Source organism: Kineococcus rubinsiae (genome assembly GCF_011839805.1).
GTDB classification, from domain to species: domain Bacteria; phylum Actinomycetota; class Actinomycetes; order Actinomycetales; family Kineococcaceae; genus Kineococcus; species Kineococcus rubinsiae.
Genome location: NZ_VWPY01000056.1, coordinates 1 through 21,630, shown reverse-complemented (window position 1 = coordinate 21,630; position 21,630 = coordinate 1). Strand labels below are relative to the sequence as shown.

21 protein-coding genes and 1 tRNA gene are annotated in these 21,630 nt (G+C 75.4%); 3 read left to right on the top strand and 19 right to left on the bottom strand.

All coding sequences use genetic code 11. The annotated features are described in order from the left end of the window. Positions 1-39: 39 nt before the first annotated feature. The 6 genes from F1544_RS19355 to F1544_RS19330 form a co-directional block, all read right to left on the bottom strand. Positions 40-1,128, bottom strand: coding sequence for a GmrSD restriction endonuclease domain-containing protein (locus F1544_RS19355; protein ID WP_167587798.1), 1,089 nt, complete (start codon positions 1,126-1,128; stop codon positions 40-42). A gap of 44 nt (positions 1,129-1,172) precedes the next feature. Further along, on the bottom strand, positions 1,173-2,414 hold the full coding sequence (locus F1544_RS19350; protein ID WP_167587796.1) for an alpha-amylase family protein: 1,242 nt from the start codon (positions 2,412-2,414) through the stop codon (positions 1,173-1,175). Then, a complete protein-coding gene (locus F1544_RS19345) occupies positions 2,411-2,950 on the bottom strand; it encodes a GNAT family N-acetyltransferase (RefSeq protein ID WP_167587794.1) in 540 nt (179 codons plus the stop codon). The genes F1544_RS19350 and F1544_RS19345 overlap by 4 nt, the downstream gene beginning before the upstream one ends. Positions 2,951-2,954: 4 nt before the next feature. After that, positions 2,955-5,513, bottom strand: a complete 2,559-nt coding sequence (gene leuS, locus F1544_RS19340) for a leucine--tRNA ligase (RefSeq protein ID WP_167587792.1) — start codon at positions 5,511-5,513, stop codon at positions 2,955-2,957. Positions 5,514-5,730: 217 nt separating this feature from the next. Beyond that, the gene (locus F1544_RS26555) at positions 5,731-6,666 is read right to left on the bottom strand and encodes a GGDEF domain-containing protein (RefSeq protein WP_167587790.1); all 936 of its coding nucleotides are present in this window, start codon (positions 6,664-6,666) and stop codon (positions 5,731-5,733) included. A 122-nt stretch (positions 6,667-6,788) separates the two neighbouring features. After that, on the bottom strand, positions 6,789-7,601 hold the full coding sequence (locus F1544_RS19330) for a shikimate 5-dehydrogenase (RefSeq protein WP_167587788.1): 813 nt from the start codon (positions 7,599-7,601) through the stop codon (positions 6,789-6,791). Positions 7,602-7,683: 82 nt separating this feature from the next. Here F1544_RS19330 and F1544_RS19325 point away from each other — a divergent pair, with 82 nt between their 5' ends. Then, the gene (locus F1544_RS19325; RefSeq protein ID WP_373368101.1) at positions 7,684-8,733 is read left to right on the top strand and encodes an LLM class flavin-dependent oxidoreductase; all 1,050 of its coding nucleotides are present in this window, start codon (positions 7,684-7,686) and stop codon (positions 8,731-8,733) included. 109 nt (positions 8,734-8,842) lie between these two features. On the opposite strand, the gene F1544_RS19320 is transcribed toward F1544_RS19325, so the two are convergent. Beyond that, positions 8,843-9,409 (bottom strand): NAD(P)H-dependent oxidoreductase, encoded by a 567-nt coding sequence (locus tag F1544_RS19320; RefSeq protein WP_167587783.1) that lies wholly within the window; start codon positions 9,407-9,409, stop codon positions 8,843-8,845. A gap of 107 nt (positions 9,410-9,516) precedes the next feature. On the opposite strand from F1544_RS19320, the gene F1544_RS19315 reads away from it, so the two are divergent. Then, positions 9,517-10,119: a TetR/AcrR family transcriptional regulator gene (locus F1544_RS19315; RefSeq protein WP_167587781.1), complete on the top strand. Its 603-nt coding sequence runs from the start codon at positions 9,517-9,519 to the stop codon at positions 10,117-10,119. A gap of 81 nt (positions 10,120-10,200) precedes the next feature. On the opposite strand, the gene F1544_RS19310 is transcribed toward F1544_RS19315, so the two are convergent. The 5 genes from F1544_RS19310 to F1544_RS19290 all read right to left on the bottom strand — a co-directional run bounded on the left by F1544_RS19310 (position 10,201) and on the right by F1544_RS19290 (position 12,297). Beyond that, positions 10,201-10,273 (bottom strand) — tRNA-Ala (locus F1544_RS19310). 104 nt (positions 10,274-10,377) lie between these two features. After that, entirely contained in the window at positions 10,378-11,010 is a 633-nt protein-coding gene (locus F1544_RS19305; protein ID WP_308470197.1) for a histidine phosphatase family protein, read from the bottom strand. Positions 11,011-11,012: 2 nt separating this feature from the next. Continuing rightward, positions 11,013-11,393 carry a ribosome silencing factor gene (rsfS, locus tag F1544_RS19300; protein ID WP_167587779.1) on the bottom strand — a complete coding sequence of 127 codons (381 nt, stop codon included), beginning with the start codon at positions 11,391-11,393 and terminating at the stop codon, positions 11,013-11,015. 146 nt (positions 11,394-11,539) lie between these two features. After that, on the bottom strand, positions 11,540-12,148 hold the full coding sequence (gene nadD / locus F1544_RS19295) for a nicotinate-nucleotide adenylyltransferase (protein ID WP_373368100.1): 609 nt from the start codon (positions 12,146-12,148) through the stop codon (positions 11,540-11,542). Continuing rightward, positions 12,145-12,297 (bottom strand): hypothetical protein, encoded by a 153-nt coding sequence (locus F1544_RS19290; RefSeq protein WP_167587775.1) that lies wholly within the window; start codon positions 12,295-12,297, stop codon positions 12,145-12,147. Before F1544_RS19290 ends, nadD begins: the two co-directional genes overlap by 4 nt. 104 nt (positions 12,298-12,401) lie before the next feature. Here F1544_RS19290 and F1544_RS19285 point away from each other — a divergent pair, with 104 nt between their 5' ends. After that, positions 12,402-13,364, top strand: a complete 963-nt coding sequence (locus F1544_RS19285; protein ID WP_308470196.1) for a glycosyltransferase family 2 protein — start codon at positions 12,402-12,404, stop codon at positions 13,362-13,364. Positions 13,365-13,413: 49 nt separating this feature from the next. Here F1544_RS19285 and F1544_RS19280 read toward each other — a convergent pair whose 3' ends face one another. The 7 genes from F1544_RS19280 to F1544_RS19250 form a co-directional block, all read right to left on the bottom strand. Further along, the gene (locus F1544_RS19280; RefSeq protein WP_167587773.1) at positions 13,414-14,766 is read right to left on the bottom strand and encodes a glutamate-5-semialdehyde dehydrogenase; all 1,353 of its coding nucleotides are present in this window, start codon (positions 14,764-14,766) and stop codon (positions 13,414-13,416) included. 61 nt (positions 14,767-14,827) lie between these two features. Then, positions 14,828-15,274, bottom strand: coding sequence for a DUF8830 family protein (locus F1544_RS19275; protein ID WP_308470195.1), 447 nt, complete (start codon positions 15,272-15,274; stop codon positions 14,828-14,830). Positions 15,275-15,291: 17 nt separating this feature from the next. Next, positions 15,292-16,449: a glutamate 5-kinase gene (proB, locus tag F1544_RS19270; protein ID WP_167587809.1), complete on the bottom strand. Its 1,158-nt coding sequence runs from the start codon at positions 16,447-16,449 to the stop codon at positions 15,292-15,294. Positions 16,450-16,490: 41 nt separating this feature from the next. Then, positions 16,491-18,062: a GTPase ObgE gene (gene obgE, locus F1544_RS19265; RefSeq protein WP_167587771.1), complete on the bottom strand. Its 1,572-nt coding sequence runs from the start codon at positions 18,060-18,062 to the stop codon at positions 16,491-16,493. A gap of 209 nt (positions 18,063-18,271) precedes the next feature. Continuing rightward, entirely contained in the window at positions 18,272-18,538 is a 267-nt protein-coding gene (gene rpmA, locus F1544_RS19260; RefSeq protein WP_166607395.1) for a 50S ribosomal protein L27, read from the bottom strand. Positions 18,539-18,547: 9 nt separating this feature from the next. Next, on the bottom strand, positions 18,548-18,859 hold the full coding sequence (rplU, locus tag F1544_RS19255; RefSeq protein ID WP_167587769.1) for a 50S ribosomal protein L21: 312 nt from the start codon (positions 18,857-18,859) through the stop codon (positions 18,548-18,550). A gap of 165 nt (positions 18,860-19,024) precedes the next feature. Beyond that, the coding region (locus F1544_RS19250; RefSeq protein WP_167587767.1) for an Rne/Rng family ribonuclease at positions 19,025-21,630 on the bottom strand (2,606 nt) is incomplete at its 5' end.

The following is a 21,630-nucleotide window of genomic DNA, read 5'->3' as shown; positions in this document are numbered from 1 at the left end:
GATCGGGGACGGCGCCGCGGTCCGCGGCGCCGTCCCCGCTCACTCGCAGGCGATCCCGTCGTCGTCGCGGTCCAGCTTCGCGGCGTAGCCCGGCTCCCCTCGGTGCAGCGGAGCCGCCCCGGCCGCCCGCACGGCGGCGCAGTTCGCGTAGGAGACGCCCGCCGCGGCGGGCTGGGGCGCGGGCTCGACCGGCGCCGGCACCACCGGGGCAGGCGCGACCGGGGCGGGCGCGACCGGGCTGGGGGCCGCCGGCTCCGGGGCCGCCGTCCGGACCACCGGCGCCGCGGTGTCCGACCCGGGCAGCGGCTGGCCGGGGCAGCCCGCGAGGACGCGGTCCATGGCGTCGCGCTCGGCCGGCTTCACCCACAGCCCGTACCGGGCCTTGACCGCGATCTGGCGTGCCACGTAGGCGCAGCGGAACCCCTTGGCGGGCGGCAGCCAGGTCGCCGCGTCGCCGTCGCCCTTGCGCTGGTTCAGCGGGCCGTCGACCGCCAGCAGCTCCAGCGGGTCGTTGGCGAACGCGGTGCGCGTCGCGGTGTCCCAGCCCTGCGCGCCCGTCTGCCACGCGTCGGACAGGGCCACGACGTGGTCGACCTGCACCGCGGAGCTCGTGGCGGCGCCCCGGACGAACGCGATCGCCGTCCCGGAGTAGGGGTCGGCCAGCGTCCCGGTCAGGACGACGCAGCCCTGCGTGCCCGGCCGCACCTGCACGGCCGTGAGGTCGCGCCGCAGGACGTCGTTGCGGGTGTCGCAGCCGTTGCGGTCGACGTCGGCCCACGCCTGCCCGAACGCGTCGCGGTCGTACCCGGTCTTCGGCGCGCGTCCCGCGACCGCCAGCCCCGCGAGCGCGGCGGCCGCCGTGCCGGTCTCCCCCGCGGTCGGCGGCTCGGCCGGGTCGGGCTGCAGGGCAGCGGCACTCGTCGGTGCCGTGGTGGGGGCCTCGCTGGTGGGCGTCGCGCTCGTCGGGACCGCGCTCGTCGGCGTGGAGGTCGCGGGCGCGGAAGTCGTCGGCGCGGACGACGCGGCCGAGGCCGCGGGGGCGGCCGTCGAGCTCGCGGGTGCGCAGGCGCTCAGCACGGCGGCGGCGAGCAGCCACGGCAGGGCCCGCGCGGCCGGGGAGGAGGGCATCCTCAGGCCATCGGCACGCCGGCGGCGGACCTCGAGCCCCCGGCTCACCCGTCGCTGCGGAACAGCACGTCCCCGGCCGGGCCGCGCACCACGGCGCTCGCGCCGGCCGTGACGTCCAGCACCACCGTGAGGTGCTCGCCCCCGGCGCTGGCCCGGTAGACGTAGCGCGTGTTCGACAGCTCGAGGCGCTCGGTGCGCGCACGCACCAGCCAGGGGTGGCGGCGGCGAAGGCCGATGAGCTGCTGGTGGCTGCGGTGCAGCCACTCCCCCAGCCCGGACAGCTGCGACGGGTCGTCGGGGAACGCGGGGCGCACGGAGTCGTCACCGCCGAGGCGGTCCTCCTTGACGCCCGTGAACCCCTGCTCGTCGCCGTAGTAGACGGCGGGGACCCCGCCGGTCGTCATCAGCACGACGAGCGCGAGGACGGCGGCCGGGGCGCCGACCCGGCTCGCGATGCGCGTCACGTCGTGGTTGCCGACGAAGGTGTGCGGCAGGAACCGCTCGAGGAGCTCGTCGTGGCGCGTGAGCGTCCAGTCGAGCTCGAAGAAGTTGTGCTCCACCAGGGAGCTCCACACGGCCTTCCACAGCTCGTACTGGGTCACCGAGTCGACCCCGGACGCCTCGACGAACCCCGCGTAGTCGCCGTGGATGACCTCGCCCACGAACCACGCGTCCGGGTGGCACTCGCGCACGGGCGGCAGCACCGAGCGCCAGAACGCCGGGTCCACCGCGTAGGCCGCGTCCAGCCGCCAGCCGTCGACGCCGCGCTCCAGCCAGTGCCCGAGCACGGACGTGACGTACTCGGCCACGGCGGGACTGGCGTGGTTCAGCGCCACGAGCGAGCCGTGACCCTCGAAGTCGGCCGCCCGCGGGCCGCCCGGCGCGTCGAAGTCGATGCGGAAGAAGTCCGCGTACCGGCTGCCCGGGCCGTCGCGCAGGGCCTCGAGGTAGTACGGGTGCCGGTCGCCGACGTGGTTGAACACGCCGTCGAGCACGACGCGCAGCCCCCGCTGCCGGCAGGCCGCGAGCAGGTCGTCGAGGTCCTGCTCCGTGCCGAGCCGCGGGTCGACGCGGAACTGGTCGGTGCTGTCGTAGCCGTGCGACTGCGACGCGAACACCGGCCCGAGCGAGAGGCCCGAGACACCCAGCTCGACGGCGTAGTCCAGCCAGGCCGTCAGGCGCGGCAACCGGTGCGCGGGAGCCGGTTCGGCCGCGTCGCGGATCGGGGCCCCCGTGAACCCCAGCGGGTAGACGTGCCAGAGGACGGCGTGCTCGACCCAGCTCACGCGGTCCCCCCGGGGGCGAGGTCCAGGACGTGGACGACGTGGTCGACCTCGCCGGAGGCCTCCCAGCCGAACCGCATCCCCAGCCGGCGCATGACCGCGAGGCTCGCGGTGTTGCCCGGCGTGGTGATCGAGATCAGCCGGGGCAGGTGCAGGACGTCGCGGGCGTGGGTGACCCACGCCGTCGCCGCCTCCGTGGCGTACCCCCGGCCCCACGCGGACCGGGCCAGGCGCCAGCCGATCTCGACGTCGTCGGGGTACCAGCGCATGCGGTGCAGCCCGACGAAGCCGAGGAAGTCCCCGTCCGCGCGACGTTCGACCGCGGCGAGCCCGTAGGGGGATCCGTTGCTGCGCAGGGTGTCGAAGCACCCGTCGGCGCGGTCGGCGAGGGCGTCGGCCTCCGCGCGGCTCAGCACGGCCGGGAAGTGCCGCATCACCTCGGGGTCGGCGCAGAGCGCGGCGAACGGCTCCCGGTCGGCCGCCGACCAGCGACGCAGCACGAGGCGCTGCGTCGCCAGCCGGAACGGCTCACCCGTCACGGCGTCAGGCGGGGACGATGTTGACGAGCTTCGGCGCGCGGACCACGACGGTCCGCAGCCCGCGACCGTCCAGCGCCGCCTGCACCTTGGCGCTGGCCAGGGCCAGCTCCCGCAGCTCGTCCTGACCGATCTCCGGGGAGACCTCGAGGCGGTCCTTCACCTTGCCCTGCACCTGGACCACGCACGTCACGGTCTCCTGGACCAGCAGCGCCTCGTCGACGACGGGCCACCCGGCCCGGGCGACGCACGGCTCGTGCCCCAGCCGCGCCCACATGTCCTCCGCCGTGTAGGGCGCGAACAGGCTCAGCACCACCGCGACCGCCTCGACGGACTCGCGCACCGCCGGGTCGGCCGGACCGACCGCCGGCGCGTCGATCGCCTTGCGGGTCGCGTTGACCAGCTCCATGACGCGGGCCACCGCGACGTTGAAGCGGAACGCCTCGACGTGCTGGGTGACCTCGTGCACGGTCCGGTGCGTGACCGCGCGCAGCGCCGCGTCGCCCGTCGCCGGGTCGGCGCCGGGCGCGGAGGTGACGTCGCGCGCCAGCCGCCAGGCCCGGGCCAGGAACTTCGACGAGCCGGCGGGTGAGACGTCGGCCCAGTCGATGTCGTCCTCGGGCGGGCCCGCGAACGACATCGTCAGGCGCACCGCGTCGACGCCGTGCTCCTCCAGCTGGTCCGACAGGCGCACCAGGTTGCCCTTGGACTTGCTCATCGCGGAGCCGTCCATCTGGACCATGCCCTGGTTCAGCAGCCGGCTGAACGGCTCGTCGAAGGACAGGTGCCCCAGGTCGTGCAGCACCTTGGTGATGAACCGCGCGTACAGCAGGTGCAGGATCGCGTGGGTCACGCCGCCGACGTACTGGTCGACCGGGCCCCACTGCGCGATCAGGTCGCGGTCGAAGGCCTGCGTGTCGTCGTGCGGGGAGACGAACCGCAGGAAGTACCAGGACGAGTCGACGAACGTGTCCATCGTGTCGGCGTCGCGCCGGGCGGGCGTGCCGTCGACGGGGCTGGGCACGTTCACCCAGTCCTCGGCCGCCCCGAGCGGCGAGGTGCCCTTCGGGGTCAGGTTCAGCCCCTCGGTCGGCGGCAGCAGGACGGGCAGCTGGTCCTCCGGCACGGGGACCTCGCCGGTCTCGGTGTGCACGATCGGGATCGGCGTGCCCCAGTAGCGCTGCCGCGAGATCAGCCAGTCGCGCAGCCGGTAGTTCTTCGCGGGCCGGCCGCGGCCGGAGGCCTGCAGCTCCTCGATCGCCCGGGCGATGCCGGCCGCCTTGTCCAGGCCGTCCAGCGTCCCGGAGTTCACCAGGACCCCGGCGCCCGCCGTCGCCGTCCCGGACTCGGCCGGGTCGGGCAGCGGGTTCCCGTCGGCGTCGCGCACGTCGACGACCACGCGCACCGGCAGGTCGAAGGCGCGGGCGAAGTCCAGGTCGCGCTGGTCGTGCGCGGGCACGGCCATGATCGCGCCCGTGCCGTAGTCGGACAGGACGTAGTCGGCCGCCCAGATCGGCAGGCGCTCGCCGTTGACGGGGTTCACGGCCGAGCGGCCCAGCGCGACGCCCGTCTTGGGGCGGTCGGAGGCCAGGCGGTCCATGTCCGAGGTCTCCTGCACCTGGGTGCGGTAGGCCGCGAACTGCTCGCGGACCTCCTCGCTCGCCCCGGCGGCCAGCTCCTCGGCCAGGTCGGAGTCCGCCGCGACGACCATGAACGTGGCGCCGTGCAGCGTGTCCGGGCGGGTCGTGTAGACCGTGACCCGCTCGTCGCGGCCCTCGATCTCGAAGTCGACGTCAGCGCCGTAGGACCGCCCGATCCAGTTGCGCTGCATGCTGATGACCTTGGCGGGCCAGGTGCCCTCCAGGGTGTCCAGGTCGTCCAGCAGCCGGTCGGCGTAGTCGGTGATCTTGAAGTACCACTGGGTCAGCTTCTTCTTGACCACCTGCGCGCCCGAGCGCTCCGACGTGCCGTCGGGCAGCACCTGCTCGTTGGCCAGGACGGTCTGGTCGACCGGGTCCCAGTTGACCAGGGAGTCCTTGCGGTAGGCCAGGCCCTTCTCGTACAGCTTCAGGAACAGCCACTGGTTCCACTTGTAGTACTCGGGGTCGCTGGTGTGCAGGACCCGGTCCCAGTCGAAGGAGCACGCGTAGCGGCGCATCGACGCCTTCTGCTGCGCGATGTTGTCGTACGTCCACGCCCGCGGGTCCAGCCCGCGCTTGATGGCGGCGTTCTCGGCGGGCAGGCCGAAGGCGTCCCAGCCGATCGGGTGCATGACGTCGTAGCCCTGCTGCACCCAGTACCGCGCGATGACGTCGCCCAGCGCGTACGCCTCGGCGTGGCCCATGTGCAGGTCGCCGGAGGGGTACGGGAACATGTCGAGGACGTACTTCTTGGGCCGCTCGTCACCCGGTGCGCCGCTGCGGAACGGGGTGAGCTCGTCCCACACGGGCAGCCACTTCTCCTGCTGGGCGGCCGCGTCGTAGCGGTCCTCCTCGACGTCCGGCCCGTCGTGCTGGTGGCTGCCGGCGTCGTGCGTGCCGGACTGCTCGGCCTCGGTCTGCGTCATCTCGTCCTCCCGCGTGGGCCCGTGTGCGCCGCGAACTCCCCCTGACATGGGAAGACCCCTCGCACGTGGAGGGGTCACCGCGCCGGCGCTGCGTCAGCAGCTGCTCAGCGCGGCCCGAGGAGGAGGAGTCGCCCGTTGCGCACGCACCCAGCCTAGCCGACGCCGCGGGGGCCGGACGGGACGGCGCAGCGGGGTGCCGGCGCGGGCCGGGGCGGGCTCAGGTCCCGGTGCGGTCCGTGCGCCCCGGGGCGTTCCGCTCGTCGTTGCGGCGCCGTCCCCAGCCGTGCTGCGGGGCGCTGCGGCGCAGGGCCCGGCGCTGCGTGAGGGACTGCTCGGCCCGCACCAGCAGGTCGGCGACGTCGCCCTCGTCCCAGGGGGCGAGCACCGCGGCCCCCACCTCCACCGCGAGGCGGCGGGAGCGGTCGCCGCCCGCCTCGAGCCGGCCCTGCGCGAGGCCGACGCGGACCCGGCGCTCCAGCTCCTGGGCGTGCAGGCCGGAGCCGGGGCCGAGGACGACGAAGCGGTTGCCGTCGTCGTGCGCGACGACGTCGGCGGAGCGGGTGGCGGCCTTCAGGGCCGTGGCCGTGGCGGCCCACTCCTGCCGCTGCTCCAGCGCCAGCTCCTCCTCGGACAACGCGTTGCCGAGCCGGGCGCCGGGGACGACCTCGACGAGGCAGGCGTGGACCGCACCGCCCGAGCGGCGGGCCGACTCGAGCACCTGGGTGCCGATGAGCAGGACCCCGCGGCGGTTCAGCAGCCCGGTCGCCTCGTCGCGCACGCTCTCGCCGCGGGCCGCGTCCAGCGCCGCCAGCAGGTCCTCGACGGCGTGCTCCGCTGCGCGGCGGGCCCGGTGCGCCGCACCGAGGGCCACGGTCAGGGCCCCGACCACGACGAGCGCGGCCACGACGACCGTGACGGTGGTGACGTCCTCGGGGGCCAGCAGCGCGGCCACGCCGATGCCCAGCGCACCCAGGACCGGCACGGCGACGAAGGCCGCCACCCAGGGCCAGGCGTCGCGGCGCAGCGGCGAGGCCACCGGCAGGGGCGACGGCGCGGCGGCGGGCGCCGCCGCCGGGACGGGTGCCACCGCAGCGGCGGCCACCACCGGCGGGACGGGGCGGGGCAGCGGATCGGGTCCGGTCGCAGCACTCACCCCGGGGTGATCGACACCCGGGCCCCGCGACTGGAGGCGGCGGTCGGGTGACGCCCCCACCCGGGCCCGCCCGGGCCGGCCTCGACCCGCCCGGACCGGCCCAGACCCGCCCGGACCGGCCCTCAGTCCCGCGTCGCGGCCGAGGCCCGGGCGATCTGCTCCCCGCTCGGGCGCACGCCCGTGTAGAGGACGAACTGCTCCGCGGCCTGCAGCGCGACGACCTCCGTGCCCGTGACCACCTCGAGCCCGAGCTCGCGGCCCAGGCGCACGAGCGGCGTGTCCTCGGGGACGGCGACGACCTCGAACACCGTCGTGGCCGCCTCGACGACCGCGCGCGCGACGGGCAGCGCGTCCGCACCGCCCGCCATCCCCACGGGGGTCGCGTTGACGACGAGCTGCGGGCGCAGGTCCCCCACCTCCGCGCTCCACCGGGCGCCGTACTGCTCCGCGAGCGCCGGCCCCCGCTCGGCGTTGCGGGCCACGACCGTGAGGTCGGCGAAGCCGCTGTCGCGCAGCGCCGCGACGACGGCCTTGGCCATCCCGCCGCTGCCCAGCACGACCGTGCGGGAGGCCGGGTCCACGGCGTGGGTGCGCAGCAGCCCCTCGACGGCGAGGTAGTCGGTGTTGTGGGCGACGAGCCGGCCGTCGGTGTTGACGATCGTGTTGACCGACCGGATCGCCTCCGCGGACGGCTCGAGCGCGTCGACGAGGGGGATCACGTCCTCCTTGAAGGGCATCGAGACGCCCGCGCCGCGGATGCCGAGCGCCCGGATGCCGGTGACGGCCCCGGCGAGGTCGGTCGTCGTGAACGCCTTGTAGACGTAGTCCAGGCCCAGCTCGGCGTAGAGGTGGTTGTGGAAGCGGGTGCCGATGTTGCTGGGCCGCCCCGACAGCGAGATGCAGAGCTGGGTGTCCTTGCTGAGGCCTGGGTGCACGGCAGGAAGCTACCGGGCGCGCTCCGCCCGCGCGGGGGCCCGCAGCCGGAACAGGTCCGGGAGCTTGAACGTTGAACGACCCGTGAAGCGCATCGGGTTCCTGTCCTTCGGGCACCACCAGCCGGTCCCCGGGTCGATGACCCGCACGGCCGGCGACGCCCTCCTGCAGACCATCGAGCTGGCCGTCGCAGCCGAGGAGCTCGGCCTGGACGGCGCCTACGTCCGGGTCCACCACTTCGCGCGCCAGCAGGCCGCGCCCTTCCCCGTCCTCGCGGCGATGGCGGCGCGGACGTCGCGCATCGAGATCGGGACGGGGGTCGTGGACATGCGCTACGAGAACCCCCTGTACATGGCCGAGGAGGCCGCGGCCACCGACCTCATCAGCGGCGGCAGGCTCCAGCTCGGCGTGAGCCGGGGATCGCCCGAGACGGCGCTCGACGGCTCCCGCGCGTTCGGCTACGTGCCGGGCGAGGGGCGCACCGACGCCGACATGGCGCGCGAGCACACCGCCCTCTTCCGCACGGCGCTCGCCGGCGCCGGCCTGGCCCCGGGCAACCCGCGGATGACGGGCAGCAGCGCGCTGCTGCCGGTGCTGCCGCAGTCGCCCGGCCTGGGCGACCGCATCTGGTGGGGCTCCGGCAGCCTGGCGACCGCCCGCTGGACCGCCGAGCAGGGCATGAACCTCATGAGCTCGACCCTGCTGGAGGAGGACCGGGGCATCCCGTTCGGCGACCTGCAGGCCGAGCAGATCGCGGCCTACCGGCAGGCGTGGGCGGCGGCGGGCTGGACGCGCGAGCCGCGCGTCTCCGTCAGCCGCAGCGTCCTGCCGATCGTGAACGACGAGGACCGGCGCTGGTTCGGCCCGCGCGCCGCGCGGGACTCCAGCGACCAGGTCGGCAGCCTCGACGGCGTCACGACCGCGCGCTTCGGCCGGAGCTACGTGGGCGACCCGGAGCGGATCGCCGAGGACCTCGCGCAGGACGCCGCCGTGCGCGAGGCGGACACCCTGCTGCTGACCGTGCCGAACCAGCTGGGCGTGGACTACAACGTCCACCTGCTGAGCACGATCGCCGAGCACATCGCGCCGGCGCTGGGCTGGCGCCCGCACCAGGACGCGCTCGCCCGCGCCTGAGCCCACGCGCGAGAGCCCCCGCCGACCTCGGTCGGCGGGGGCTCTCGGGCGTGCGGGCTCTGCGGGCGGAACGGGCGGGCGGGACGGTGACCGGCCCCGCGCAGCGGGCTCAGGCGGCTTCGGTCACCCGGGTGGCGCTCACGAGGGTGTCGAGCACCGCGGCGAGCTTCTCGGCGACCTCGGTGTCGTCCTTCGGGTGCAGCGTGGCGAAGCGCACGACGGACTCGGGGATCGCGACGCTGACCTCGTTGACGACCTTCGCGCCGGCGATGCCGAAGGACTTGCGGGCGTCGTCCTGCGCCCAGACGCCGCCGAACTGGCCGAAGGCGCTGCCGATGGCGGCCACGGGCTTGCCGCTGATCGCGCTGGCGCCGTAGGGGCGCGAGGCCCAGTCGACCGCGTTCTTGAGCACGGCCGGCATCGTGCCGTTGTACTCGGGCGTGACGACGAGGACGGCGTCCGTGGCGTCCAGGGCCTCGCGGAAGGCGGTGGCGGAGGCGGGCACGGAGCCGTCGACGTCGATGTCCTCGTTGTAGAAGGGCAGGTCGGTGAGGCCCTCGAAGATCGTGACGGTCGCACCCTCGGGCGCGTGGTGGACGGCGGCCTCGGCCAGCTGGCGGTTCGTGGAGCCGCTGCGCAGGCTGCCGAGGAGCACGAGGATCTTGACGTCGGACACGGGGGTTCTCCTTGACGAGGGGGGAGTGGGGCGGGCGGTCGCGCCGGCTCCGTCGTTCAGAACGGACTGTAGTCCGTTTTCCTTCCCGGTGGAGTACCGTCCCTCCCGTGGAGCGCAACCTCGAGGTCGTCGGCACCGCCACGCCCCCGCCGCGGGCCGACGCCACCCGCAACCGCGCCCGCCTGCTGGACACCGCCCGCCGCCTCGTCGCCGAGCGGGGGGCGGAGGCCCTGAGCATGGACTGCCTGGCCGAGGCGGCCGGCCTGGGCAAGGGCACGATCTTCCGCCGCTTCGGCTCGCGCGCCGGCCTCTTCGAGGCGCTCGTGGACGACACCGAGCGGGCCTTCCAGGAGGCCTGCATGTCCGGCCCGGCGCCGCTCGGCCCCGGGGCCGACCCCGTCACCCGGCTCGTGGCCTACGGCCGCCGGCGCCTGGACCTCGTCGTCGAGCAGGGCGCGCTGCTGGCCGCGTCGAACCACGGCCCCTCCGCGCTGGGCCTGCACCCCGCGAGCCGGGCCGCCGGGATGCACGTGCGGGTGCTGCTGCGCGCGGCGGGGGTCCGGGCCGACCTGGAGCTGCTCACGATCCAGCTGCTCGCCGCGCTCGACCCCGCGCTGGTCCTGAACCTGCTGCGGCTGCCCGGGATGACGCTCGAGCGCCTGGGCGCCGGCTGGGAGGACCTCGCGCGCCGGGTCACGGCCGCGGGCTGAGATCCACCGGCGCACCCGGCCGGCGCACCCCGCGGACGACGAAGGGCCCGGCCGCTGCTGCGACCGGACCCTTCTGCGAGGTGGAGCTGAGGGGATTCGAACCCCTGACCCCCTCCATGCCATGGAGGTGCGCTACCAGCTGCGCCACAGCCCCTTCCACTGCCCAGACCCCGGGAGGCCCTGGCAACGTCGTCCAGCATAGACCACGCTGAGTGCTCCTCCGCACCACCCCGCGGGGGGAGCGCGCGTAGGCGGGTCTCAGCCCTCGACGCCCTCGCCCGCACCGGGCGGGCCGACGTTGTACTCCTCCAGCGCCCAGCCCTGCGACCGGCGCCGCAGGACGGCCCAGTGCGCGTTGCGGAACCCCGACACCGCGGTCCAGGCCGTGAGGTCGAGGCCGAGCAGGCGCAGCAGCGCCCCCTTGAGGGCCGCTCCGTGGGCGGCCACGACGAGCGTGGCGCCGTCGGCGACCTCGGCGGCGTGCCGCTCGACGGCCGCGGCCGTGCGCTCGGCCATCTCGCTGCGCTTCTCGCCGCCGCCGATGCGGACGTCGTCACCGCGCCGCCAGGCCGCGTAGTCCTCGGGCCAGCGGGCGGTGATCTCGTCGTGGGCCAGGCCCTGCCACTCCCCCGCGTCGACCTCGCGCAGGGCGGGGTCGAGCCGGGCCACGAGACCCGTGCGGGCCGTGAGCGCGGCGGCCGTGGCCACCGCCCGGCTCAGGTCGGAGGCGACCAGCGCCGCGGGCTCCAGCAGCGCCAGCTCGACCGCCGCGGCGCGGACCTGCCGCTCACCGAGGGAGTCCAGGGGCACGTCGAGCTGCCCCTGGAAGCGGCGCTGCTGGTTGTACGGCGTGCGGCCGTGGCGCCACAGGACGACGGTCGCCGCCGGCACCCTCAGGCCCCGTGCGCGGCGTCGGCCGGCTCGGGCAGCTCGATGGTGGGGCAGTCCTTCCAGAGGCGCTCGAGGGAGTAGTACTCGCGCTCCTCGGCGTGCTGGACGTGCACGACGATGTCGATGAAGTCGAGCAGGACCCAGCGGCCCTCGCGCTCGCCCTCGCGGCGCACGGGCTTGGACCCCGCGGCCAGGAGCTTCTCCTCCACGGCCTCGGCGATCGCGCGCACCTGGCGCTCGTTCGGCGCCGAGGCGAGCAGGAAGGCGTCGGTGATGAAGAGCTGTTCGGAGACGTCGAGAGCGATGACGTCGGTGGCGAGCTTGTCCACGGCCGCCGTGGCGGCCGAGGTCACGAGCTCGAGAGCACGCTCGGATGCGGGCACGGGACTCCTCGGACGGTGGGCCTGACGACCCGGACGGGACGCAGGCGGGAAACCCCATCATCCCACGCGGCGCGGGGCGCCCCCGCGCGTCGGCCCGGTCGTCCGCTTACGGCGTGCGGTGGGGGCTCCTAGGTCGGCGCCGCCCGTCAGGGCGTGCGGTAGAGCTCGTGCTTGCTGATGTGCTGCACGACGCCGTCCGGCACCAGGTACCAGACGGGCAGGCCCTCGGCCACGCGCCAGCGGCAGTCCGTGGAGGAGATCGACAGCGCGGGGACCTCGAGGAGGCTGACGTGCTCGGGCGGCAGGCCGTCCGTGGTCAGGACGTGCCCCGGCCGGGTCACGCCGACGAAGTGCGCCAGCGACCAGAGCTCCGAGACGTCCTTCCACTGCAGGATCTGCGCGAGCGCGTCGGCCCCGGTGATGAAGTGCAGGTCCGCGTCGGGCCGCTGCTCCGCGAGCTCGCGCAGCGTGTCGATCGTGTACGTGAAGCCGCCGCGGTCGATGTCGATGCGCGACACCGTGAACCGGGGGTTCGACGCCGTCGCGATGACCGTCATGAGGTAGCGGTGCTCCGCGGGCGCGATGTCCTCGCGGGACTTCTGCCAGGGCCGGCCGGTCGGCACGAAGACGACCTCGTCGAGGTCGAAGCGCGTCGCGACTTCGCTCGCGGCCACGAGGTGGCCGTGGTGGATCGGGTCGAACGTCCCGCCCATCACCCCCAGCCGGGAGCGGCGGGGGGCCGTGCCGGTCGTCAGTGCCGGGTTCCGACGCTCTTGAACGCCCAGGTCACCATGAGCATCCCCATGAGCGCGCAGAACGCGATGATCGCGTAGGTCAGCACCGGCAGCAGGTTCGAGGACTCCTGCCCCGACTGGGTGGCCTCGGCGACGAGAGCGTGCAGCATGGCGGTCCTTCCGGCGTCCTCGGGGTGACGGATGCGCACCCCGCGAGCAGTCTCCCACGAGCGTGCCGGACCGCGCCCGCCCGGTCGTGCGCGAGGATCGGGGCGTGTCCGACGCCCCCGCGCTGTCCGTGGTCGTGCCGGCCTACGACGAGGCCGAGGTCCTGCCGGACTTCGCCGCGCGGCTGCGGGCCGTACTGGACGCCCTGGCCGGCGACGGCCGGCTGGACGGCTACGAGGTCCTCGTCGTCGACGACGGCAGCCGCGACGCGACGCCCGTCGTCCTCGCCCGGCTGCGCCGCGAGTGGCCGCAGCTGCGCGTGGTCCGCCTGCGCGCCAACGCGGGGCACCAGGCGGCGCTGTCGGCGGGGCTGCGGCGCGCGCGGGGCCGCCTCGGGGTCCTGACCATGGACGCCGACCTCCAGGACCCGCCCGAGGTGCTGCCCGACGTGCTCGCCGCGACCGCGGACGCCGACGTCGTCTACGCCGTGCGCGGCGACCGCTCCGTGGACTCGGCCCTGAAGCGGACCACCGCGAGCGCCTTCTACCGGCTCGTGCGCCGCCTCGGCCTCGGCGCCCCCGCCCAGGCCGGCGACTTCCGGTGGATGAGCCGCGCGGCCGTCGACGTCGTGCTGGGCCTGCCCGAGCAGCACCGCGTGCTGCGCCTCGTCGTCCCCGCGCTGGGCTTCGACGCCGCCACCGTCCGCTACGTCCGGGGCGCCCGCGGGGCGGGGCGCACCAAGTACCCCGTGCACCGCATGCTGCGGCTGTCCCTGGACGCCATCACCGGCTCCTCGACCGCCCCGCTGCGCCTGGCGAGCCTGTTCGGCCTCGGCGGTGGCGCGCTGACGTTCCTGCTGCTGCTGTACGCGCTCGTGTCGTTCCTCTTCGACTCGACCGTGCCCGGGTGGACGTCGACGGTCGCGATCGTCGCGGGCGTCGGCACGCTGCAGCTGCTGTGCCTGGGCATCCTCGGCGAGTACGTCGGCCGGCTCTACGTCCAGGCGCAGGGCCGCCCCGCCTACCTCGTCGCGAGCGACACCGGAGAGGAGGGCGGAGGGCCGCCCTGACGTCCTCCGCGGTGGTCGTGCGGGGAGTCCCCGCACGACCACGGGGGTCTCAGGGGCGGACGTGCCCGTCGCCGAGGACGTGCCACGTGGTGGTCGTCAGCTCGCCGAGCCCCATGGGCCCGCGGGCGTGCAGCTTCTGCGTGGAGATGCCGACCTCGGCGCCGAGCCCGAACTCGCCGCCGTCGGTGAACCGGGTCGAGGCGTTGACCACGACCACCGCGGAGTCCACGGCGGCCGTGAACCAGTCGGTCACGCGCACGTCCGTGGCCAGCACGGCCTCGGTGTGCTGGGAGGACCAGCGGCTGATGTGGTCGACGGCCTGCTCGACGGAGTCGACGACGCCGACCGCGATCTCGAGCCCGTGGTACTCCGCGGCCCAGTCCTCGTCGGTGGCCGCGACGGCGTCGACCCCCGCGGCGCGGGCGGCCCGCAGGCCCGCCTCGTCGGCGTGCACGACCACCCCCGCCCCCGTGAGCGCGGTGAGCAGCGTCGGCAGGAAGTCCTCCGCGAGCGCGGAGTGCACGAGGACGGTCTCGGCGGCGTTGCAGACGCTCGGCCGCGACGTCTTGGCGTTCAGGACGACCTCGACGGCCTGCGCGAGGTCCGCGGAGGCGTCCACGTAGACGTGGCAGTTGCCGACGCCCGTCTCGATGACCGGCACGGTCGCCTCGCGCACCACGCGCTGGATGAGGTCGGCCCCGCCGCGGGGGACGAGGAGGTCCACCAGGCCGCGGGCCGTCAGCAGGGCCCCGACGCCCTCGCGGCCGAACTCGTCGATGCTCGTGACGACGTCGGCGGGCAGGCCCGCGCCCGCCACGGCCCCGCGGATGACGTCGACCAGGACGGTGTTGGTGGAGCGGGCGGCCGAGCCGCCGCGCAGCACGACGGCGTTGCCGCTCTTCAGCGCGAGGACCGCGACGTCGACCGTGACGTTCGGCCGGGCCTCGTAGACGACCCCGAGCACGCCCATGGGCACGCGGACCTGCCGCAGGCGCAGCCCGTTGGGCAGCGTCGAGCCGCGCACGACCTCCCCGACCGGGTCCGGCAGGGCGGCGACGTCGCGGACGGCGGCGGCGAGGGCGGCCACCCGTCCGGCGTCCACGCGCAGGCGGTCCAGCAGGTGCGGGGACGTGCCCTGGGCCTCGCCGCGGGCCAGGTCCTCGGCGTTGGCGGCGACGATGCGCTCGGTCGCGGCCTCCACGGCGTCGGCGACGGCCCGCAGCGCCGCGTCCTTGACCCCGCGCGTGGCCATCCGCAGCGGCCGGGAGGCCCGCTTGGCGGCGCGGCACACGTCGAGCACGGCCGCGGTCACGTCGGGCGCGGCCAGACCGCCGGGAGCCGTCACGTCGGCGGGGAGGGTGGCGGACGAGCCGCCCGCGGCGGCGTCGGCGACGAGGGTCATGCCTGCACAATACGGCGAGCGGCGGCGCTGTTCCCCGCAGTTCCCGGGCGAGCGCCGGGGCTCACCAGGGGGCGATGTCGCCGATGAGGTCCAGCGCCTGCGCCCCGCGGGAGCGGCGCGCCGGGCGCCACGGCCCGCGGGCCCGCTGGGCCGCGCGGTGCTCCACGGTGTCGCGGTCGACGACCTCGACGCCGACGACGCACCAGTCCGGCAGCCCGGCGGTCTCGCGGTGCTCCGGCCACAGCCGCAGGGCCATCGCGGCCGCGTCGTCCGCGCCCTCGGCCTCGTCCCAGTAGCGCAGCTCGGCGCGGTGGTCGGAGTAGCGCACGGTCGACAGGAACGGGCTCTGCGCGAGCAGCCGGTCCAGCCCGGCCCGGACCTCGGCCACGTCGGCCGGGTCGCCGGCCAGGGTCAGGGTCACCGACCACAGCGGCAGCGGCACCGCGGCGGGTGCGGTGCCGTGGTGCGCCGTGACGCGCTCGCGCGCGTGGACGTCGTCGTCTGCCACAGGGCTCCTCGTGCTCGTCAGGACCTCACGCCGGTGGTGGACGTGCCCGCCCGCGCCCACGGGCGACCGAGGAGCACCAGGTGGTCGCGGTGGACGACCTCGCGCTCGTACGCCGGGCCCCACTGCCGGGCCAGCTCTCCGGTGGTGCGGCCCAGCATGTCCGGCAGCTCTTCCGAGGAGTAGTTCACCAGCCCGCGGGCCAGCGCGTGGCCGGAACGGTCGACCAGGTCCACAGGATCACCCGCTCGGAAGCGCCCGTGCACCGCGGTGATCCCGGCGGGCAGCAGCGAGGACCGGCGCTCGCGGACCGCGCGGACCGCACCGTCGTCCAGCTCGAGGCGGCCGACGGGGGTCGCGGCGTGCGCGAGCCACAGCTGCCGGGTGCTGCGCCGGGTCCCCCCGCGACCCGCGGGCACCGTGAACCAGGTGCCGACGTCCTCCCCCGCGAGCGCGGGGCCGGCCAGCGCGGCGGACGTGACGAGCGCGGGCACCCCGGCGGCGACGGCGATGCCCGCGGCCTCGACCTTCGTGGCCATGCCCCCCGTCCCGACGCCCGCGGCGCCGGCCGCCCCCACGGTCACCTCGGCGAGGTCGGCCGTGCCCCGCACGAGCTCGAGGCGGCGCGCGCCCGGCTGCGAGGGCGGCGCGTCGTAGAGCGCGTCGACGTCGGAGAGCAGCACGAGGGCGTCCGCCCGCACCAGGTGGGCGACCAGGGCCGCGAGCCGGTCGTTGTCGCCGAAGCGGATCTCGTGCGTGGCCACGGTGTCGTTCTCGTTGACGACGGGCACGACGCCGAGCGACAGCAGCCGCTCCAGCGTGCGCTGGGCGTTGCCGTAGTGGCTGCGCCGCACGACGTCCTCGGCCGTCAGCAGCACCTGCCCGACGGTGAGCCCGGCGTGGGCGAAGGCGCGCGCGTACTCCGCGAGCAGCAGCCCCTGGCCCACGCTCGCTGCGGCCTGCTGGCTCGCGAGGTCGCGCGGGCGCTTGCTCAGCCCCAGCGGGGCGAGGCCGGCCGCGATGGCGCCCGAGGAGACGAGCACGACCTCGCTGCCGGCGTTGCGGCGGCGGGCCAGGACGTCGACGAGCGCGTCCAGGCGCACGGCGTCCAGACCGCCCTCGGCCGTCGTCAGCGACGACGAGCCGACCTTGACGACGAGGCGCCGGGCGTCGCGCAGCTCCTCGTGCGCCACGCCCCCGCGCCCCGTCGTCGGCGAGCTCACCGCAGGTCGTCGTCCTCGTCGGCGGCCGCGCCCACGGACTGCAGGCCGTCGTCGCCGAGGTCGTCGGCCGTCCAGTGCCCGGCCTTGCGCTCGGTCTCCAGCTCGCCGCGGGCCTCGGCCTTGGCGGCGCGGCGCATCCGCTCGTCCTCGCGCTTGGTGGCGCGGGTCGGGCGGGAGTGGTCCTCCAGGCGCAGGTCCTGGCCGCGCTGGCCCAGCACCTCGGCGCCCGAGACCATCGTGGGCTCCCAGTCGAAGACGACCGCGTTGGCCTCGTCGCCGATGACGACCTCGGCCCCCGCCACCGCGCCGGCCTTGAAGAGCTCGTCCTCGACGCCGAGGCGGGCGAGGCGGTCGGCGAGGTAGCCGACGGCCTCGTCGTTGTTGAAGTCGGTCTGGCGGACCCAGCGCTTGGGCTTCTCGCCCTTGACGCGGAAGCGGACGCCGCCGGTGACCTCGTCGCCGTACTCCTCGCGCGTGACCGTGAAGCCCGCGTCGTCGATCGCCTTCGGCGTGATGACGGTGCGGGTCGGAGCGGCCTGCGGCGCCGCGGCGCGCGCGGCCGCGACGATCTCGGCCATGGCGAAGGAGAACTCGCGCAGCCCGGCGTGGGAGACGGCCGAGACGACGTAGACGGGCGCGCCGCGCGACTCGAGGTCGGCGCGGACGATGTCGGCGATGTCGCGCGCGTCCGGCACGTCGGCCTTGTTGATGACGATGATGCGCGGGCGGTCCTGCAGCGGGACGGTGCCGTCGTCGACCGTGTAGGCCGCGAGCTCGTGCTCGATGGCCTCCAGGTCGCTGACCGGGTCCCGGTCGGTCTCCAGCGTCGCGCCGTCCAGGACGTGCACGAGCGCGACGCAGCGCTCGACGTGGCGCAGGAAGTCCAGGCCCAGGCCGCGGCCCTCGCTGGCGCCCGGGATCAGCCCGGGGACGTCGGCGATCGTGTAGCGGACGGCACCGGCCTCGACGACGCCCAGGTTCGGGACGAGCGTCGTGAAGGGGTAGTCGGCGATCTTGGGCCGCGCGGCGGACAGCGCGGCGACGAGGCTGGACTTGCCGGCGCTCGGGAAGCCCACGAGGGCGATGTCGGCGAGCGTCTTCAGCTCGAGGGTGACGTCGCCGAACTCGCCGGGCTCGCCCAGCAGCGCGAAGCCGGGGGCCTTGCGCTTGGTGGAGGCCAGCGCCGCGTTGCCCAGGCCGCCGCGGCCGCCCGGCGCCGCGACGAAGCGCGTGCCGTTGCCGACCATGTCGGCGAGGAGGTTGCCGCGCTCGTCGCGCACGATCGTGCCGTCGGGCACGCCGATGACGAGGTCCCCGCCCTCGGAGCCCGTGCGGTGCGAGCCCTGCCCGGGCTTGCCGTTGTCGGCGCGCCGGTGCGGGCGGCGGTGGTGCTCCAGCAGCGTGGTGACCTGCGGGTCCACCTCGAGGATGACGCTGCCGCCACGGCCGCCGTTGCCGCCGTCGGGGCCGCCGAGGGGCTTGAACTTCTCGCGGTGGACGGACGCGCAGCCGTGCCCGCCGTCACCGCCTGCGACGTGCAGGACGGCGCGGTCGACGAAGGTCGTCATCAGGTACTCCGGTCTGCGACGCGGGTGCGTCGTTCGCTCTGCGGGACGTGCGGGGGCCTGCGGCGCAGACCCGGTGGTGCGGTGGTGCCGGCCGGCCGTGCTGTCGACAGCAGTGAGGTCGAGCAGCGGTGGCGCGGGCACCCGTGGAACGGACGGAGGGGCGGACCGGTCTCCCGGCCCGCCCCTCCGTCACACGATGCTGTGTGTCGTCACTCGCCCGCGGGGACGAGACCGACGATGTTGATGACCTTGCGACCGCGGCGCGTGCCGAACTCCACGTTGCCCGGGATGAGGGCGAACAGGGTGTCGTCCCCACCGCGGCCCACCCCGGCGCCGGGGTGGAAGTGGGTGCCGCGCTGACGCACGATGATCTCGCCCGCGCTGACGAGCTGACCACCGAAGCGCTTCACGCCGAGGCGCTGCGCGTTGGAGTCACGACCGTTGCGCGAGGAGCTCGCGCCCTTCTTGTGTGCCATGAGCTGCAGTCACTTCCCGATGCTGGTGATCTTGACGCGGGTGTACTTCTGACGGTGACCCTGACGCTTGCGGTACCCCGTCTTGTTCTTGTACTTCAGGATGGTGATCTTGGGACCCTTGGTCTCCTCGACCACCTCAGCCGTCACCTTCACGCCGGACAGCGCCGACGCGTCGGAGGTGATGGTGGAGCCGTCGACCAGCAGCAGCGTCTGCAGCTGGAGCGTGGACCCCTGAGCACCACCGACGCGGTCGATGGTCAGGACGTCGCCGACCGAGACCTTCTCCTGCCGGCCACCGGCGCGGACGATCGCGTAGACCACAACGAACCCGTTTCTCTCAGACGAACGAACTGGAGCGCCGCTGGGCGGCGATGGAACAGCCCGCGGCGCGCGCACGAGTGGCGCACCAGGGACCGAGCTTACGGAACCCGTCCGGGCCGGTCAAAACGGCTCACCGCCCCGGACGGGTCCCGCGTCAGCGGGAGGTCACTCCGAGGCCCCCGGACCGGCCGCCGGAGCGGGCTTCGCGAGCCCCGGGGGCGGCGGCATCGGGATCGGCATCGCGACCCGCGGCACCGTCACACCCTCGGCGGTGACGCTGCTGGAGCCGGGGGCCCCGCCTCCGCCGCGGCTGCGGCGGTTGCCCGAGCGACCGCGGCCGCTCGACGCCCCGGCGCCGGACGAGCCGCCGGACGCGGAGCCGCCGGACGAGGAGCCACCGGACGACGAGTCGCCGGCCGAGGAGCCGCCCGAGGACGAGGCCTGCGACGAGCTCGCGGACGACGACGCGGCCGCGGGGGCCGCCTCGGCCGGGACGGGGGCGTCCAGCTCCTCCAGGACGGCCGCGAGGCCCTGACCGGTCCGCTTGCGCGTCATCTGGACCAGGCCCAGCGAGGTGACCTCGGCGACCTGGTGCTTGGTCCGGTCCCGGCCCAGGCACTCAACGAGGCGGCGCAGGACGAGGTCGCGGTTGGACTCGAGCACCATGTCGATGAAGTCGATGACGATGATGCCGCCGACGTCGCGCAGCCGGAGCTGGCGGACGATCTCCTCGGCGGCCTCGAGGTTGTTGCGCGTGACCGTCTCTTCGAGCGTGCCGCCGGTCCCGGTGAACTTGCCGGTGTTGACGTCGATGACGTGCATCGCCTCGGTCGGGTCGATGACCAGCGAGCCGCCCGAGGGCAGCCAGACCTTGCGGCCGAGCGCCTTCTGCAGCTGCTCGTCGATGCGGTGGGCCGCGAAGACGTCCTGGTCGGACTCCCAGCGCTCCAGGCGCGGCACGAGGTCGGGGGCGACGTCGGCGACGTACTCCGACACCGTCTCCCAGGCCGTGGCGCCGGAGACGACGAGCTTGCTGAAGTCCTCGTTGAAGACGTCGCGCACCACGCGGACCGTCAGGTCGGGCTCGCCGTGCAGCAGCACGGGCGACCCCTTCGACGACGCCTTGGCCTCGATGGCCTCCCACGTCGCCTGCAGGCGCTGCACGTCCGCCGCGAGCTCCTCCTCGGCCACGCCCTCCGCCGCGGTGCGCACGATGACGCCCGCGCCCTCCGGCACGACCTTCTTGAGGACCTTCTTCAGGCGGGTGCGCTCGACGTCGGGCAGCTTGCGGGAGATGCCCGTCATGGAGCCGCGCGGCACGTAGACGAGGTAGCGGCCGGGCAGGGAGACCTGGCTCGTGAGCCGGGCGCCCTTGTGGCCCACCGGGTCCTTGGTGACCTGCACGAGGACGGAGTCGCCCGACTTCAGCGCGGCCTCGATGCGGCGCGGCTGGCCCTCCAGGCCCGCCGCGTCCCAGTTGACCTCGCCGGCGTACAGGACGGCGTTGCGGCCCTTGCCGACGTCGATGAACGCGGCCTCCATGCTCGGGAGCACGTTCTGCACCCGGCCGAGGTAGACGTTGCCGACCATCGTGGTCTGGGCCTGCAGCGCGCCGTAGTGCTCGACGAGGATCGAGTCCTCGAGCACCCCGATCTGCGTGCGGCCCTCGGTCTCGCGCACGACCATGACCCGCTCGACGCTCTCGCGGCGGGCGAGGAACTCGGCCTCGGTGAGGATCGTCCGCTTGCGGCCCTGCTCGCGCCCCTCGCGGCGGCGCTGCTTCTTGGCCTCCAGGCGGGTGGAGCCCTTCAGCGCGGTGATCTCGTCCTCGCCGGTGCCGCGGGTCTCGCGGGCGGCGGGGCGGCGGGGCTCGCGGACCCGCACCACCGTGTTCGGCGGGTCGTCGGGCGACGGCTCGTCCCCGGCCTCGGCGCTGCCGCCGCGGCGACGGCGGCGGCGACGGCGCCGGGAGGACCCGGCGGTCTCCTCGTCGCCGTCCTGCGCGTCGTCCTCGTCGGCGCCCGCGTCCCCCTCCTCGTCGTCGGAGGCGTCGGAGACGTCCACGGCCGGGGCCTCCGGGGACTCCTCGTCCTCGTCGGCGCCCGCGGCGTCCTCGGCGTCGCGACCGGGACGGCTGCGCCGGCCCCGGCCACCGCGGCGACGGCGGCGGCGGGGGGTGTCGTCGTCGGCGGAGTCCTCCTCGCCGCCGTCCTCCTCGGCCTGCTCGTCGTCCTCGTCGTCGTCGGAGCGGTCCGCGACGGGCGCGTCGCGGCGCTCGCCGTCGTCCGCGGTGGAGGTGAGGACGTCGTCGTCGTCCTCGTCCTCGTCGGTCTCGTCGGCGGAGACGTCCTGCGCGCGCAGGCTCGCGCGCAGCGCCTCCTCGGCGGGCGACGGCGGCGGGCCGGCCGGGGCCGAGGCGCGCCGGCTGCGGCGCGGCGTCGACTCGGCGGCGGGGGCCTGGAAGAACAGCGCGGTCGCGCGGGCCGCCGCGGCGGCGGCGCGGTCGCCCTCGGAGAGCTCGTTCTCCTCCGCGGCCACGACGGAGGGCGCGACGCCGCGGGCGAGCGCGGCGCGCAGCAGCACCGGGTCGTCCATGAGGGGGTCGTGCGCGTCGGGCTGGCGGGGGGCGCGGCGAGGAGCCGGGGCCTCGGCCGGCGCCGGCTGGGCCGTCACGGGCGGGGCGACGGACTCCGCGACCGCGGGCTCGGCGACCGGCGCGGCCGCAGCCTCGTCGGTGGCGGGCGCCTCGGGGGCCGCGGCGGGGCGGGTGG